Origin of the sequence: Nocardioides pelophilus (assembly GCF_014180685.1) — a bacterium.
Taxonomy (GTDB): Bacteria; Actinomycetota; Actinomycetes; order Propionibacteriales; family Nocardioidaceae; genus Nocardioides; species Nocardioides pelophilus.
This window is the reverse complement of the sequence record NZ_JACEHF010000102.1, coordinates 1-14,956: the sequence shown is the minus strand read 5'-3', so window position 1 is coordinate 14,956 and position 14,956 is coordinate 1. Positions and strand designations below refer to the sequence as shown.

General features: G+C 71.6%; 15 protein-coding genes and 1 riboswitch. Of the genes, 4 read left to right on the top strand and 11 right to left on the bottom strand.

Translation table 11 applies throughout. From position 1 onward, the window contains the following. Positions 1-524, top strand: a 524-nt coding sequence (locus H0488_RS15555; protein WP_183100177.1) for a hypothetical protein, incomplete at its 5' end; no start/stop codon positions are given. Between the two features lie 12 nt (positions 525-536). On the opposite strand, the gene H0488_RS15550 is transcribed toward H0488_RS15555, so the two are convergent. Genes H0488_RS15550 through H0488_RS15535 form a run of 4 tightly spaced genes read right to left on the bottom strand, consistent with a single transcriptional unit; the run spans position 537 to position 4,542 of the window. Continuing rightward, positions 537-1,586: a YihY/virulence factor BrkB family protein gene (locus H0488_RS15550; protein WP_183100180.1), complete on the bottom strand. Its 1,050-nt coding sequence runs from the start codon at positions 1,584-1,586 to the stop codon at positions 537-539. 14 nt (positions 1,587-1,600) lie between these two features. After that, positions 1,601-2,131 carry a 2'-5' RNA ligase family protein gene (locus H0488_RS15545; RefSeq protein ID WP_183100176.1) on the bottom strand — a complete coding sequence of 177 codons (531 nt, stop codon included), beginning with the start codon at positions 2,129-2,131 and terminating at the stop codon, positions 1,601-1,603. 4 nt (positions 2,132-2,135) lie between these two features. Then, positions 2,136-3,221, bottom strand: coding sequence for a tryptophan--tRNA ligase (gene trpS / locus H0488_RS15540; protein WP_183100175.1), 1,086 nt, complete (start codon positions 3,219-3,221; stop codon positions 2,136-2,138). Between the two features lie 49 nt (positions 3,222-3,270). Further along, positions 3,271-4,542, bottom strand: coding sequence for an MFS transporter (locus H0488_RS15535; protein ID WP_312856371.1), 1,272 nt, complete (start codon positions 4,540-4,542; stop codon positions 3,271-3,273). Between the two features lie 104 nt (positions 4,543-4,646). Here H0488_RS15535 and H0488_RS15530 point away from each other — a divergent pair, with 104 nt between their 5' ends. Then, positions 4,647-5,291, top strand: a complete 645-nt coding sequence (locus H0488_RS15530) for a ribonuclease FAU-1 family protein (protein WP_183100173.1) — start codon at positions 4,647-4,649, stop codon at positions 5,289-5,291. 4 nt (positions 5,292-5,295) lie between these two features. Here H0488_RS15530 and H0488_RS15525 read toward each other — a convergent pair whose 3' ends face one another. Together H0488_RS15525 and H0488_RS15520 are read right to left on the bottom strand one after the other, a co-directional pair. Beyond that, positions 5,296-5,907: a DNA alkylation repair protein gene (locus tag H0488_RS15525; protein ID WP_446685624.1), complete on the bottom strand. Its 612-nt coding sequence runs from the start codon at positions 5,905-5,907 to the stop codon at positions 5,296-5,298. Positions 5,908-5,927: 20 nt separating this feature from the next. Next, the gene (locus H0488_RS15520; RefSeq protein ID WP_183100179.1) at positions 5,928-8,117 is read right to left on the bottom strand and encodes an NADP-dependent isocitrate dehydrogenase; all 2,190 of its coding nucleotides are present in this window, start codon (positions 8,115-8,117) and stop codon (positions 5,928-5,930) included. Between the two features lie 181 nt (positions 8,118-8,298). On the opposite strand from H0488_RS15520, the gene H0488_RS15515 reads away from it, so the two are divergent. Beyond that, the gene (locus tag H0488_RS15515) at positions 8,299-9,306 is read left to right on the top strand and encodes an MIP/aquaporin family protein (protein WP_246372244.1); all 1,008 of its coding nucleotides are present in this window, start codon (positions 8,299-8,301) and stop codon (positions 9,304-9,306) included. 1 nt (position 9,307) lies between these two features. On the opposite strand, the gene H0488_RS15510 is transcribed toward H0488_RS15515, so the two are convergent. Next, positions 9,308-10,024, bottom strand: a complete 717-nt coding sequence (locus tag H0488_RS15510) for a hypothetical protein (protein ID WP_183100171.1) — start codon at positions 10,022-10,024, stop codon at positions 9,308-9,310. 149 nt (positions 10,025-10,173) lie between these two features. Between H0488_RS15510 and H0488_RS15505 the strand changes: the two genes are divergently transcribed. Next, positions 10,174-11,160, top strand: a complete 987-nt coding sequence (locus H0488_RS15505) for a malate dehydrogenase (protein WP_183100170.1) — start codon at positions 10,174-10,176, stop codon at positions 11,158-11,160. A 172-nt stretch (positions 11,161-11,332) separates the two neighbouring features. On the opposite strand, the gene H0488_RS15500 is transcribed toward H0488_RS15505, so the two are convergent. The 4 genes from H0488_RS15500 to purN form a co-directional block, all read right to left on the bottom strand. Next, complete coding sequence (locus H0488_RS15500; RefSeq protein ID WP_183100169.1) at positions 11,333-11,584, bottom strand: DUF3017 domain-containing protein; 252 nt, start codon at positions 11,582-11,584, stop codon at positions 11,333-11,335. Between the two features lie 101 nt (positions 11,585-11,685). Next, entirely contained in the window at positions 11,686-12,540 is an 855-nt protein-coding gene (locus H0488_RS15495; protein WP_183100168.1) for a bifunctional methylenetetrahydrofolate dehydrogenase/methenyltetrahydrofolate cyclohydrolase, read from the bottom strand. A 27-nt stretch (positions 12,541-12,567) separates the two neighbouring features. Next, entirely contained in the window at positions 12,568-14,163 is a 1,596-nt protein-coding gene (gene purH / locus H0488_RS15490; protein ID WP_183100167.1) for a bifunctional phosphoribosylaminoimidazolecarboxamide formyltransferase/IMP cyclohydrolase, read from the bottom strand. A 35-nt stretch (positions 14,164-14,198) separates the two neighbouring features. Further along, positions 14,199-14,273: riboswitch (ZMP/ZTP riboswitch) on the bottom strand. 11 nt (positions 14,274-14,284) lie between these two features. Then, positions 14,285-14,902: a phosphoribosylglycinamide formyltransferase gene (gene purN, locus H0488_RS15485; protein ID WP_183100166.1), complete on the bottom strand. Its 618-nt coding sequence runs from the start codon at positions 14,900-14,902 to the stop codon at positions 14,285-14,287. Between the last annotated feature and the right edge of the window lie 54 nt (positions 14,903-14,956).

The following is a 14,956-nucleotide window of genomic DNA, read 5'->3' as shown; positions in this document are numbered from 1 at the left end:
TGGTGGCCGGCGTCGCGATCGTCGCCGTGCTGGCGACCCGCGACGACGACGAGTCGCCGACCGGGCGAGCGACCACCGCCGACCCGCTGCCGTCGACCTCGACGCCACCGATCACGGAGCTGTCCTCGGCGACCGTGCCCACCGAGGTGACCACCTCGACTCCGCCGGCGACGCCCCGCGACGCCGTCCTCGGGACCTGGACCGGCATCTACGTGTGCGCGCAGGGTGACACCCGGCTGCGGCTGACGTTCGACCGCGGCCCCGGGCCGGCCGACCTCACGGCGGTGTTCGCGTTCGGGCCCACCGAGAGCAACCCGGACGTCCCCCGCGGCAGCTATCGGATGGAGGGCACGATCTCCGACGGCCTCCTCAACCTGCACGCGACGACCTGGATCGAGAAGCCGCGCGGCTACATCACCGTCGACATCATGGCGCCGGTCGCCGGCGCCGAACCGCCCCACCTGACGGGCGACATCATCGGCGCACCCCAGTGCTCGACGTTCGCCGTCGCGCGGCGGGGCTGATCCCGACCGGAGCTACCGCCCCTTCCGCCGGAGTACGGCGACCAGGGCGAGCGTGGCCGCGCTGCCCGCCGCGAACGGGGTGGCCCAACGGGCCGCGGCGGGCTCGTTGGCACGGTCGGCGGCGAGGCGGTCGCGCCACGCCAGCGGCGGGGACGGCGGCCCCTGCGTCGGCGCCTCTCCGTCCGGGCGCAGGGCGCGCGCAGCCGGGTGCACGTAGGCCCACGCCGCGGCGTACATGACCACCCGGGAGAAGTAGTTGATCCAGACCACCAGGATCAGCGCGATGCCGAACGCCTGGAACGCCGGGGAGCTCGCCGTCGACTGCAGCAGCAGCTGGGAGACCTGCTTCAGCGCCTCGAAGCCGACGGCACCGAGGATCGCACCGGACCAGAGGGCGCGGCGCGGCAGGTCCGGCTCGGCGAGGACCTTGAACAGGGCGAAGAACAGCAGCGCGTTGGCCGCGAGCCCGATGGCCACGGCCACCAGTCCGAGCAGCCAGCCGAGACCGGAGCCGAGCCCGACCCAGTCGAGGATCTGCTCGGACAGGCCGCGGGCGACCCCGGAGACGCCGACGGCCACCACGAGGATGAGCCCCAGGGTGGCGAGGGCGAGCAGGTCGCGGATCTTGCCGACCACGAAGCCGGGCTGCTGCCCTGACGGCATCTCGAACACCACGAGCAGGGCGTCGCGCATGCTCGAGAGCCAGCCGAGTCCGGAGTAGAGCACCACCACGAGGCCGATCGAGAGGATGCCGGGAGCGGACTCGCGGATGTCGTCGAGGGAGATCTCGCCCTCGCCCTCCCCGACCAGCCCCGGCAGGACCGAGTTGATCGCGTCGACCAGGTCGGTCTCGGCGCCGTCGTAGACCCGGGCCACGAACCCGATGACCGCGAACGCCAGTGCGAGGATCGGGAAGAACGAGATGAACGCGAAGTAGGTGACCGCGCCGGCCTGGATGTTGCCCTTGACCGCGCCGTAGTGCTCGACGGTCCGCACCACCTGGTCGAGCAGCGGTCGGCGCTCACGCGCGGCCTCGATCCGTCCCTTGACCTTCTGGACCATCGACGGCACCGAGATCACCTCGTCGAATCAGTAGCCACGCTCGCGAGTGGGAAGGTGCGGCTCGCCTGCCAGCCGAGCTCGCCCTGGTGAACGTACAGGTGGAAGTCGACGACGTCGAAGGAGCACTCGAAGCTCGCCAGCTCGTCGAACGCCTGGTCGAGCTCGCGGTCGCCGAGGTGGTGGGCCACGGTCACGTGGGGGTGGAAGGGGAAGTCCAGCTCGAGGTCGAGAGGTCCACCGCGCACCTCGTCGGCGAGCTGCTCGCACTGGGAGATCCCCTCGGCGAGGCTGATGAAGACCACGGGCGACACGGGCCGGAAGGTACCCGTTCCGCGCAGGTGCACCCGGAAGGCCCGGTGACGCCGTGCGGCAGCCTCGAGATGCGCCTCGATGTCGGCGAGGCTGCCCTCGACCTCCAGCGGCGGGATCAGCGTGATGTGGCTCGGAACGCCGGCCGCGGTGGGGTCGCCGATGGACGTCCGGTAGTCCTGCAGCTCGGTGGCCCAGGGCTCCGGGACCGCGATCGCGACGCCGATCGTCGGCACGTCGTCAGGCTCCGGCCGGTCCGCGGGCGGGCGCCACGAAACCCACCCGCTGGTAGACGTCGCGCAGGGTCGCCCGGGCAACGGCTCCGGCGGTCTCCGCGCCCTGCTGCAGCACCGAGGTCAGGTAGGCCTGGTCATCGAGCAGCTCGAGGGTCCGCTCCCGGAACGGCGTCACGAAGGTGACCACGAGGTCGGCGAGATCGCCCTTGAGCGCGCCGTACCCCTTGCCGTGGTACTGCTCCTCCAGCTCCGCGACGGGCTCGCCGCTCAGCGCCGAGTGGATCGTGAGCAGGTTGCTGATGCCGGGCTTCTCCTCGACGTCGTAGCGGATCTCCGAGCCGGAGTCGGTCACCGCGGACCGGATCTTCTTGGCGCTCACCTTGGGGTCGTCGAGCATCTCGATGATCCCGTTGGGCGAGGACGCCGACTTCGACATCTTCGCGGTCGGCTCCTGCAGGTCACCGATCTTGGCGGTCGACTTCAGGATGTAGGGCTCCGGGAGCCGGAACGTCTTCTTGTAGCGGTGGTTGAAGCGCTGTGCGAGGTCGCGGGTGAGCTCGAGGTGCTGGCGCTGGTCCTCGCCGACCGGCACGAAGTGCGGGCGGTAGAGCAGGATGTCGGCGGCCTGGAGGATCGGGTAGGTGAACAGGCCGACCGAGGCCGCGCCCTCCCCCTGCTTGGCCGACTTGTCCTTGAACTGGGTCATCCGCCGCGCCTCGCCGAAGCCGGTCAGGCAGTTGAGGACCCAGCCGAGCTGGGCGTGCTCGGGGATCTGGCTCTGCACGAAGATCGCGGATCGCTCCGGGTCGATGCCCATCGCCAGCAGCTGCGCGGCCGCCCGGAGGGTGCGCTCGCGGAGCAGCTTCGGGTCCTGCTCGACGGTGATGGCGTGCAGGTCGGCGATGAAGAAGAACGGCTGGTGGTCGCGCTGGAGGTCGACCCACTGCCGCAGCGCACCGAGGTAGTTGCCGAAGTGGAAGGAGTCGGCAGTCGGCTGGATCCCGGAGAGCACGCGGGGACGCGCCCCACCCTCCGGCGTCACCGGCTGCGCGGTCTCCGGCAGCGGATGTTGCTCGGTCGTCGCGGACATGGGTGCGATTCTCGCAGGAACCGCGCGTCGGCTCGCACGGGGCTCGCGCTCAGGACACCGTGGCCACCCGGTCGCGCCGGTGAGCCAGCGCGGACCAGAGCAGGATCAGGACGCCCAGGACGCTGAGGCCCGCACCGAGCACCGCCGGCGCCCGGTATCCCCAGCCCGCGGCGATCACCAGTCCGCCGAGCCAGGCGCCGAGCGCGTTCGCGATGTTGAGCGAGGCGTGGTTCATCGCGGCGCCGAGCGTGACCGCGCCGCCGGCGACGTCCATCAGCCGCAGCTGGAGGTTGACCACCAGCACCGAGCCGGTGGCGGTGACCAGGAACGCGACCGGCAGCAGCGTCCAGCCGCCGGGCGCGGCGACGAAGTAGGCCAGCAGGACCAGCACGCCGAAGCCGGAGGACAGCAGCAGGCTGCGGAAGACCGACCAGGCCGCCAGCTCGCCGGCCAGCCAGGTGCCGACCACCATGCCGAGACCGAGCGCCAGCACGAAGAGCGGGACCGTGCCCCGGTCGAGCCCGCCGACGACGGTGACCGTCTTGGCGATGTAGGAGTAGACGGCGAACATGCCGCCGAAACCGATGGCGCCGGCAGCCATGGTCAGCCAGACCTGCTGGTTCCCGAAGAACTCCCGCGCCTCCTTGCGGCCGCTCGTCCCGGAGTCGCCCGGGACCGACGGCACGACCGCCAGCACGAGCGCAGCCGTGACCAGCGCGAGCGCGGCGGCGAGGAGGTACGTCGCCCGCCAGCCGGCCTGCTGCCCGAGCCAGGTCGCGAGCGGGACCCCGACGACGTTGGCCACCGACAGCCCGAGCATCACGCTCGCCACGGCCCGGCCCCGCCGCGCGGGCGTGACCAGGCTGGCGGCGACCAGGCTGGCCACGCCGAAGTAGGCGCCGTGCGGCAGGCCGTCGAGGAACCGCGCGCCGGTCAGCACCCGGTAGTCCGGCGCGACCGCGCTGACCAGGTTGAAGACGCCGTACGCCGCCATCAGGCCGACGAGCATCGCCCGCCGCGGGAGCGCGGCGCCGAAGAACGCGAGCACCGGCACTCCGACGACGACGCCGAGGGCGTACGCCGAGATGACGTGCCCCGCAGTCGGGACCGAGACGTCGACGCCGTCGGCGATCTCGGGCAGCACGCCCATGGTCATGAACTCGGTCGTGCCGATCGTGAAGCCGCCGACGGCGAGCGCCAGGATGGCCAGCGCGGGTCGGGCGGTCGGGACCGTGGGCGCGACGGCGTCGTCGGTCGGCCCGGTCTGCGCGGTCTGCGCGGTCTTCTCGGTTGCCGGGGTCCCGGGAGGCGCAGAGCTCACGACTCCACCAAACCACGTCGCACCCCCTTGCATTCCGGGTGCTGTGCCGGTCGGCCGGCGGTGAGGATCCGGCCGGGCGAGGGGGCCGCTGGTAGGAAGTGGGCGTGGACGAGCACTGGCGGCGCGGCGACCAGATCCTGTGGCGGTACGGCGACGCCGTCGTCCACCCGATGACCGTCGTCGAGGACGGCCCGGACCGGCTGGTCGCGTGGCTGGCGATGGACACCGCCATCCTCGACTTCGAGCGGGTCGACGGCCTCGACAAGCGCGCCGACAAGGCGACCCTGTTCACCGCTCCCCGCCGCCAGCGCGTCACGACGTGGACCGGCGCCGACGTGCTCCGGATCCTCGAGCCCGGGCGGCGCTGGTCCACGTGGGTGTTCTTCGACGGGACGAGCGGGGAGTTCTGGGGCTGGTACTGCAACATCGAGGAGGCGCACCGCCGTTCGGGCCGGACGACGTGGACCAGGGACCAGGTGCTGGATGTGTGGGTGGAGCCGGACCGGAGGTTCGAACGCAAGGACGAGGACGAGCTGGTCCTTGCCGCGGAGCAGGGCCGCTACACCCAAGCGGAGGCCGACGACATCACGTCGGTCGCTGAGGAGATCGAGCACGTGGTCCGCGCCTGGGGCTCCCCCTTCTGCGACGGCTGGGAGTCCTTCCGACCGGACGCTGGTTGGGCGCTGCCCGGTCTCGAGGGGGTGGCTCGGGTCGACGGCACCTTCACCAGCGTCCGCGGTGAGTACTGACCGATCAGGGTCCGAGCCGCTTGAGCGCCTCGCGTCGGCTCAGCGGACTGAGCTCGTGGTCGGCGACGTACGCGCGCACCCAGTCGGGGTCGACGTACGACGCCTCGCGCAGCGCCCACCCGATGGCCTTGCGGATGAAGAACTCCGGGTCGGCGAGGTTCGGCTCGACGACCTCGGCGAGCAGGTCGAGATCGACCCGGTCCTTGCGCCCCAGCTGGCTCAGGATCGCCAGCCGGCGCACCCACAAGGAGTCGTCACGAGCCCAACCCCGCACCAGGTCCGCCGTGCGGACGGGATCGGCGTCGTGCAGCTCGCCGATCCGGTGGGCGAGGTCGTCCACGTGGTCCCACCACGCCCCCGTGCGTGCGATGTGCTCGTAGAGGGGCACCAGCGAGGCGTCACCACGCAGCACGGGCTGGGCCAGGAGCGCGGTGGCGGCGTACCGCTCCTCGCGATGGGTCGCGCCGTCCCACAGCGCGGCGNCCTGGCGCACGAGGCGCCGGCCCTCCGGCACCCGCACACCGAGGAACGGCATGGCCGACTTCATGTAGGCCTGCTGCCCGGGAGCCCGGGACGGGTCGGCCGCGGCCCGCAGCGCACTGCGGACCGCGGCCACCAGCTCAGCCACGGTCGGGCTCAGAGCGAGGCGATGGCCTCGTTGAGGGTCTTGCTCGGCCGCATGACCGCGGACGTCTTCTCCGGGTCCGGCAGGTAGTAGCCGCCGATGTCGGCCGGCTTGCCCTGGACCGCGATCAGCTCGTCGGCGATGACCGACTCGTTCTCCCGCAGGGTCTTGGCCAGGGGCCCGAACGCCTCCGCGAGCGCGGCGTCGTCGGTCTGCGCCGCGAGCTCCTCGGCCCAGTAGAGGGCGAGGTAGAAGTGCGAACCGCGGTTGTCGGTCGTGCCGAGCTTGCGGCCAGGCGAACGGTCCTCGTTGAGGAAGGTGCCGGTGGCGCGGTCGAGGGTGTCGGCCAGCACTCGCGCGGCGGGGGCATCGGCCTGCTCGGCGTACTTCTCCAGCGACGGCACCAGCGCGAAGAACTCACCGAGGCTGTCCCAGCGCAGGTAGTTCTCCTCCACCAGCTGCTGCACGTGCTTGGGCGCCGAGCCGCCGGCGCCGGTCTCGAAGAGGCCACCGCCCGCGATCAGCGGCACGACCGACAGCATCTTGGCCGAGGTCCCGAGCTCGATGATCGGGAACAGGTCGGTGTTGTAGTCACGCAGCACGTTGCCGGTCACCGAGATGGTGTCCTCGCCCTTGCGCATCCGCTCCAGCGTGTACGCCGTCGCGAGCTCGGGCGACAGGATCCGGATCTCGAGGCCGGAGGTGTCGTGGTCGGGCAGGTAGGCGTTGACCTTCTTGATCAGCTCGGCGTCGTGGGCACGCGACTCGTTGAGCCAGAAGATCGCCGGGGTGTCGCTGGCGCGGGCCCGGGTGACGGCGAGCTTGACCCAGTCCTGGACGGGGATGTCCTTGGTCTGGCAGGCGCGCCAGATGTCGCCGGCCTCGACGTCGTGCTCGATCAGCACGGTGCCGTCGGAGCCGAGGACGCGGACGGTGCCGGCCTGGGTGATCTCGAAGGTCTTGTCGTGCGAGCCGTACTCCTCGGCCGCCTGAGCCATCAGGCCGACGTTCGGGACCGTGCCGATCGTGGCCGGGTCGAGCGGGCCGTGCTGCTTGCAGTCCTCGATGACGGCCTGGTAGACGCCGGCGTAGGAGGAGTCCGGGATGACCGCGAGGGTGTCGTCCTCGGCGCCGTCAGCGCCCCAGAGACGACCGCCGTTGCGGATCAGCGCCGGCATCGAGGCGTCGACGATCACGTCCGACGGCACGTGCAGGTTGGTGATGCCCTTGTCGGAGTTGACGTAGGACAGGCGCGGCCCCTCAGCGAGCGCGGCCTCGAACGCAGCCCGGATCTCCTCGCCGTTCGACAGCGCACCGAGACCGGACAGGATCCCGCCGAGCCCGTCGTTGGCGGACAGACCGGCGGCAGCGAGGTCGGCGCCGTACTGCTGGAAGACGCCCTTGAAGTAGGCCTTGACCGCGTGGCCGAAGATGATCGGGTCGGAGACCTTCATCATCGTCGCCTTGAGGTGGAGCGAGAGCAGGACGTCGTCGGACTTGGCCTTCGCGATCGCGTTGGCGAGGAACGCCTGGAGGTGTGCGGCCTCCATCTTGGTGCCGTCGACGATCTCGCCGGCCAGCACGGGAAGCGAGTCCTTGAGGACGACCTGCTCCCCCGCTGCGGTGTCCAGCACGATCCGGAGCGTGTCGTCGGCCGCCATCGTCACCGACTTCTCGTTGCTCGCGAAGTCGTTGTCGCCCATGGTCGCGACCGAGGTCTTCGAGCCCTCGGCGAACGGCTTGTTGGTGTGCGGGTGCGCCTTGGCGTAGTTCTTCACCGACAGCGGCGCGCGGCGGTCGGAGTTGCCCTCGCGCAGCACGGGGTTGACCGCGGAGCCCTTGACCTTGTCGTACTTGGCCCGGACCTCCTGGTCGGCCGCGCTCTCCGCCGACTCGGGATAGTCGGGGACGTCGTAGCCCTTCTCCTGCAGCTCCTTGATCGCCGCCTTGAGCTGCGGGATCGAGGCGGAGACGTTGGGGAGCTTGACGATGTTGGCCTCCGGCGTCTTGGCCAGCGCGCCGAGCTCGCCCAGCGTGTCGTCGGCGAGGCCGAACTGCGCCAGGATCCGGGCCGCGACCGAGATGTCACGGGTCTCGACGTTGACGCCGGCCTTGGCGGCGTAGGCCTCGACGATCGGAAGGAAGGAGTACGTCGCGAGAAGCGGCGCCTCGTCGGTGTGGGTGTAGATGATGCTCGACATGTTCGGGCGGCGCTCCTGGGACGGGTGAGTTTTGCTTGACATCAAGATATCGGATGTGGGCAGGCGGGGCTGCCGCGGGCTCTGCCAGCCTCGCATCCCCGGTAATGACGGGCAAGATCGCTAGTCTGCTGCGCGAACCTCGTGTGGTTCCGGGAGCCGACCGAAGGAGAGAGCTCAACCCATGACCGAGCAGATGACCACCACGGCGGCCGTCGCGCCGCCCACCCTCGCCCAGAAGCTCGCAGCGGAGGCGGTCGGCACTGCCGTGCTCGTCATCATCGGCTGCGGATCGGCCGTGATCGGCAACGGTGACATCGTTTCGATCGGCCTCAGCTTCGGCATCGCCATCGTGATGATGGCCTATGCCTTCGGCCGGATCTCCGGCGGTCACTTCAACCCGGCCGTCTCCGTCGGCGCGGCCCTGAGCGGGCGCCTGGCCTGGAAGGACGTGGGCCTCTACTCCGCGGCCCAGGTCGGCGGCGCGATCGTGGGCGGCCTGGTGCTGGCCATCACGCTGGTCGCCAGCGACGTCGGCTGGGACTTCGGTGAGCCGATGGGGAGCAACGGCTTCGGCGACCACGGCGGGGTCGAGATCTTCGGCGCGCTGCTCATCGAGATCATCCTGACCTTCATCTTCTTGGTGGTCATCCTCGGCGTCACCGACGAGCGCAACGACACCGCGGCGTTCGCCCCGCTCGTGATCGGCCTCGCACTGGCCGCGATCCACTTCGTCGGCATCTCGGCGACCGGCACGTCGGTCAACCCGGCCCGTTCGATCGGTGTCGCCTTCGAGTCCGGCGGCGACGCGATCATCCAGCTCTGGCTCTTCATCGTGGCGCCCCTGATCGGCGCGGCCGCCGCGGGCTTCCTCTACCCGCTGATCTTCGGCCGCGGCTCCGAGCCGGTCCCCGGCTCCGGCATCCCCGCCGGCAGCGCCACGGCCACGGTGCCGGGATTCGGCGCCCCGGACGCGTTCCAGCAGCAGTGGAGCCAGGAGAACTACGCCGCGCCGCAGGCGCAGCCGGCCGCGCAGCCGATCATCCAGGACGGCTGGCAGTGGGACCCCGCAGCCCAGCAGTGGATCCCGGCCCAGCAGCCTGCTGCCCCGCAGGCACCACAAGCCCCGCAGGCCGGTGGCTGGGCACCGCCGTCCGGCGAGCAGACCCAGGTCCGGCCGCCGGACGCCTGACCTACGGCTCGACGTAGGTGACGAGCTCGACCAGCTCGTCGCCTCCGTCGACCGTCACGTCCCGCACCAGCCCGACGTCGCGGGCGTACACCTTGCGCTCGAGGACACCGGGCTCGAGCGGCGTGCTGTTCTCGATCTCGACGAGGCCGGTGAGGTCGCCGTACGGCACGGAGGCGGAGCCGTCGAGGTCGACGACCTCGGCCCGGTCCTCGACCTCGCCCGCGAGGTAGCCCGTCCGGTAGCCGTCACCGACCCGCGGCCTCGCCGGCATCGCCAGCCCTGCCTCGGCACCGTCGACCCCGGCCTCCCAGACGCCGTCCTCGCCGAGGTGCCAGACGTTGCCGTCGGCGTCCTGCGCGAACCAGTCCACGGTCGTGTCGAGGACCTCGCCGGAGCGGTCGCGCACGACCTCCTGTACGACGGTCGCGGTGACGCCCTGGATCTCGCGGGTCTCGTCGAGCACGGTGACCGTGATCGTCTCGAGCTCGCCCGCCGAGGTCGCGGTGTAGTGCCACTCGCTCCCCGGCGCCAGCGGCAGCCAGGCGTTGTCGATGTCCGCCACGAAGTCCGCGGGGTCGAGCGAGGGAGAGGGGATGACCAGCTCGTCGACCCCGCTCGGAGGACTCGGCTCGGACGCGCTCCCGCACCCGGCGAGCCCGAGGGAGCAGGCGAGCCCGACGCAGCAGGCGGCGACGGCCAGGCGCGCGGAGGGACGCATGGGACGCATCGTCTCGCACCCATGCCCGCGTGCTGCGACCGGCCCGACCGCTGCTAGCGTCCCTCGCAACTGAGTCCCGGTCGTCGTCGTGGGCCGAGCCGCACCGACTGAGCCCGAGACACCGAAGCCGAAACAACTAGGAGTTACCCGTGAGCGAGACGCCTCTGAAGGTCGCCGTCACCGGCGCCGCCGGCCAGATCGGCTACAGCCTGCTCTTCCGCATCGCCAGCGGCGCCATCGCCGGCGACCGTCCCGTCGAGCTGCGCCTCCTCGAGATCGAGCCCGCGCTGAAGGCGCTCGAGGGTGTCGTCATGGAGCTCGACGACTGCGCGTTCCCGAACCTCGCCGGCATCCAGATCGGCTCCGACCCGGAGAAGATCTTCGACGGCGTGAACCTCGCCCTGCTCGTCGGCGCCCGTCCCCGCGGCCCCGGCATGGAGCGCGGCGACCTGCTGTCGGCCAACGGTGCGATCTTCACCGCCCAGGGCAAGGCGCTCAACAAGGTCGCGGCTGACGACGTCCGCATCGGCGTCACCGGCAACCCCGCCAACACCAACGCGCTGATCGCCCTCAAGAACGCCCCCGACATCCCCTCGGAGCGCTTCTCCGCGCTGACCCGCCTCGACCACAACCGCGCGATCTCGCAGCTCGCGACGAAGACCGGTGCCGCGGTCACCGACATCAAGAAGATGACGATCTGGGGCAACCACTCGGCGACCCAGTACCCCGATGTCTTCCACGCCGAGATCGGCGGCAAGAACGCCGCCGAGGTCGTGGGCGACAACGACTGGATCGAGAGCTACTTCATCCCGACCGTCGCCAAGCGCGGCGCGGCGATCATCGACGCCCGCGGCGCCTCCTCGGCCGCCTCCGCCGCGTCGGCCACCTGCGACGCTGCCCGCGACTGGCTCAACGGCACCCCCGCCGGCGACTGGGTCTCGATGGCCGTCGAGTCCGACGGGTCCTACGGCGTGCCCGAGGGACTCGTGTCGTCGTTCCCCGTCACCACCTCCGGTGGCAACTGGGAGATCGTCCAGGGCCTCGAGATCGACGACTTCTCGCGTGCTCGGATCGACGCCTCGACCGCCGAGCTCGCCGACGAGCGTCAGGCCGTCACGGAGCTCGGTCTGATCTGAGCTTGACTGCGCGAGCGTGTCGCATACGGTGCGCGCCGCCCGGGCCCTCGCAAGCTCGGCCCGGGGGCTGCGCACCGTGCGGCTTCGCCGCGGTGCGACACGCTGCCGCGCGCGCAGTTGACGCGGTCACGACTTACGGCTGCCGGGCGGTTTGCGGCCCCGGCTCATCCGCTCAGCTCGGCTGGTCGGGGATGTTGGCGGCGAGGACGAAGAGAGCGGCGGCGAGCGAGCCGACGACGAGGACGTCGACCAGGCGCGGCCGTACGGCGAGCATGCCCGCGTCGCGCTGCGGGAGCACCAGGCGCAGCGTGGCCGCGGCCGCGAGCGCGCCGGCGACCACGCGGATCCCGAGTCGCCAGTCGTGCCCGCGCCAGGTGATCGCGATCCCGACCGACATCGCGATCAGGACGAGGATGTAGAGCACGCCGCCGAGGGTCGACGGAAAGCGTCGCCGGGGCGGAGGGTGCTCCGGCGGCGGCGCGGGCTCCTCCGGCCGCGGCGCGGGCGCCGGGACCGCCTCGTCGTTCAGCGCGCCACCTGCTTCTCGGCCATCGCGACCACGTTCGCGAGCAGCATGGCGCGGGTCATCGGCCCGACGCCCCCGGGGTTGGGCGAGATCCAGCCGGCGACGTCCCACACGTCGGCGGCGACGTCGCCGGCGAGCTTGCCCTCGACCCGGGACACCCCCACGTCGAGCACGGCGGCGCCGGGCTTGACCATGTCGCCGGTGATGATGCCGGGCACGCCGGCGGCGGCCACGACGATGTCGGCCTTCCGCACGTGGGACGCGAGGTCGACCGTGCCGGTGTGGCACAGCGTCACCGTGGCGTTCTCGGAACGGCGGGTGAGGAGGAGGCCCAGCGGTCGTCCGACGGTGATGCCGCGGCCGACGACGACCACCTCGGCGCCGGCGATGGGCACGTCGTGGCGGCGCAACAGCTCGACGATGCCGTACGGCGTGCACGGCAGCGGCGCTTCGTTGCCGAGGACCAGCCAGCCGAGGTTGGTCGGGTGGAGGCCGTCGGCGTCCTTGTCGGGGTCGATCAGCCCGAGCACCCGGTTCTCGTCGCGGCCGCGCGGGAGCGGCAGCTGGACGATGTAGCCCGTGCAGGCGGGGTCGGCGTTGAGCTGGGCGACCGCGGCCTCGATCTCGTCCTGGGTCGCGACCTCGGGGAGGTCGACCCGGATCGACGCGATGCCGACCTCGGCGCAGTCCTTGTGCTTGCCGTTGACGTACCACCGCGAACCGGGGTCGTCGCCGACGAGCACGGTGCCGAGGCCGGGGGTGATCCCCTGCTCCTTGAGCTTGGCGATCCGCTCGCTGAGCTCGCCCTTGATGGCTGCCGCGGTCGCGGTGCCGTCGAGCTTCTGTGCTGTCACAGGCCGATCCTCCCTCAGTCCGGTTGTTCAGTGAGCAAAGTGGCGGGTGCCGGTGAAGTACATCGTCACGCCCGCGGCGGCGCACGCGGCGATGGTCTCCTCGTCGCGCACCGAGCCGCCCGGCTGGACGATCGCCCTGACGCCGGCGTCCAGCAGCAGCTGCGGTCCGTCGGCGAAGGGGAAGAACGCGTCGGACGCCGCGACGGACCCGGCCGCGCGGTCCCCCGCCCGGGTGACCGCCAGCCGGCACGAGTCGACCCGGTTGACCTGCCCCATGCCGATGCCGACCGACGCGCCGCCCGAGGCGAGCAGGATCGCGTTGGACTTCGCGGCGCGCACCGCCCGCCAGGCGAAGGCGAGGTCGGCCAGCGTGCTCTCGTCCGCGGCCTCGCCGGTGGCCAGCGTCCAGTTCGCCGGGTCGTCGCCGTCGGCCTGGAACCGGTCGGTGTGCTGCATCAGCAGCCCCCCGCTGATCGGTCGGATCTCCGCCCCGCCGTGGGTGAGCGGCTCGGCGCGGAGGATCCGGATGTTCTTCTTGCCCTGGAGCACCGCGACCGCGCCGTCCTCGTAGGCCGGCGCGACGATCACCTCGGTGAAGATCTCGGCGACCTGCTCGGCCATCGCCACCGAGACCGGCACGTTGGTGGCGATGACGCCGCCGAACGCCGACACCGGGTCGCACTCGTGGGCGCGGAGATGAACGGCGGCAACGTCTGTGCCTACTGGGCCGACCGCGATGCCGCACGGGTTGGCGTGCTTGATGATCGCCACCGTCGGCTCGTCGCCGTGGTCGTACGCCGCGCGCCGGGCGGCGTCGGTGTCGACGTAGTTGTTGTAGGACATCTCCTTGCCGTGGAGCTGCTCCGCGGCGGCGAGGCCACCCGGGCCGAAGCCGGAGCGGTAGAGCGCGGCGGGCTGGTGCGGGTTCTCGCCGTACCGCAGGACGGCGCTCTTGTCCCAGGTCGCGCCGACCCACGCCGGGAAGCCGGTGCTCTGCCCGTCCTCGACGGAGGAGTCGGTGAGGACGTTGCCCATCCAGGACGCGACGTGGACGTCGTAGGTCGCCGTGTGGACGAACGCCTTCGCGGCGAGCACCTCGCGCTCGGCCAGCGTGAACCCGCCGCCCTGCGCGGCCGCGAGCGCCCGCGCGTAGTCGGCGCCGTCGGTGACGATGGCGACCGAGGCGTGGTTCTTGGCAGCCGCGCGGACCATGGACGGACCGCCGATGTCGATCTTCTCGATGCAGTCCTGGACGGACGCACCCGACATCACGGTCTCGGTGAACGGGTAGAGGTTGACGACGACCAGGTCGAACGGCGCGACCCCGAGCTCCTCGAGCTGGGCGACGTGCTCGGGGAGCCGGCGGTCGGCCAGGATGCCGGCATGCACCCGCGGGTGCAGCGTCTTCACCCGGCCGTCGAGGCACTCGGGGAAGCCGGTCAGGTCCTCGACCTTGGTGACGGGCAGGCCGAGCGACTCGATGAGCGCCGCCGAGCCGCCGGTGGAGACCAGCTCGACGCCGGCCGCGGCGAGGCCGCGCACCAGGTCGTCGAGGCCGTCCTTGTCGAAGACGGACACCAGCGCGCGCTTGATCGGGATCCGGTTGCCAGTGGGCTCAGACATGCGGGGGGTCGCTCCTCATCGGTCGGTGCTGTCGACGAGGGCACCCAGGCGGTCGATGCCAGCTCACACTCCCTGGTGGTGTCCCACCTACGCCAGTCGTGTGCCCTCACTCTACCGAGGGTCAGCGTCCCAGCCGAACCCGCCGGCCGTCGACCTTCCAACCCTCCCGGGCCATCCGGCCCACGGTGTCGACCAGCATCGCGCGCTCGGCGACCTTGATCCGCTCGTGCAGGGTCTCGACGGTGTCGTCGTCCTCGACCGGAACCGCCACCTGGGCGACGATCGCACCGGTGTCGACGCCGTCGTCGACCACGAAGAGCGTGGCGCCGGTGATCCGCACGCCGTGCTCGAGGGCGTCCCGGGCTCCGTGCATGCCCGGGAACGACGGCAGCAGGGCCGGATGGGTGTTGATGTAACGGCCGCCGAACCGCTCGAGGAAGGCGGCGCCGGCGAGCTTCATGAAGCCGGCCGAGACGACCAGGTCGGGGTCGAACGCGTCGACCTTGTCCGCGACCGCGCGGTCCCAGTGCTCGCGGGAGGTGTAGTCCTTGACCCGCGCGACGAACGTCGGTACGCCGGCCCGCTCGGCCCGCGCCAACCCCTCGATCCCGTCGCGGTCGGCGCCGACGGCGACCACCTGGGCGCCGTACGCCGGATCCGCGCAGGCGTCGAGCAGCGCCTGGAGGTTGGTGCCGGCACCGGAGACGAGCACGACCAGGCGTGCGGGGGTGGGTGCCACGGGCGGGAGTCTAGGGCGTGCCGGCGCGGCGGCGTCAGCGGGCGCCGCCGGCCC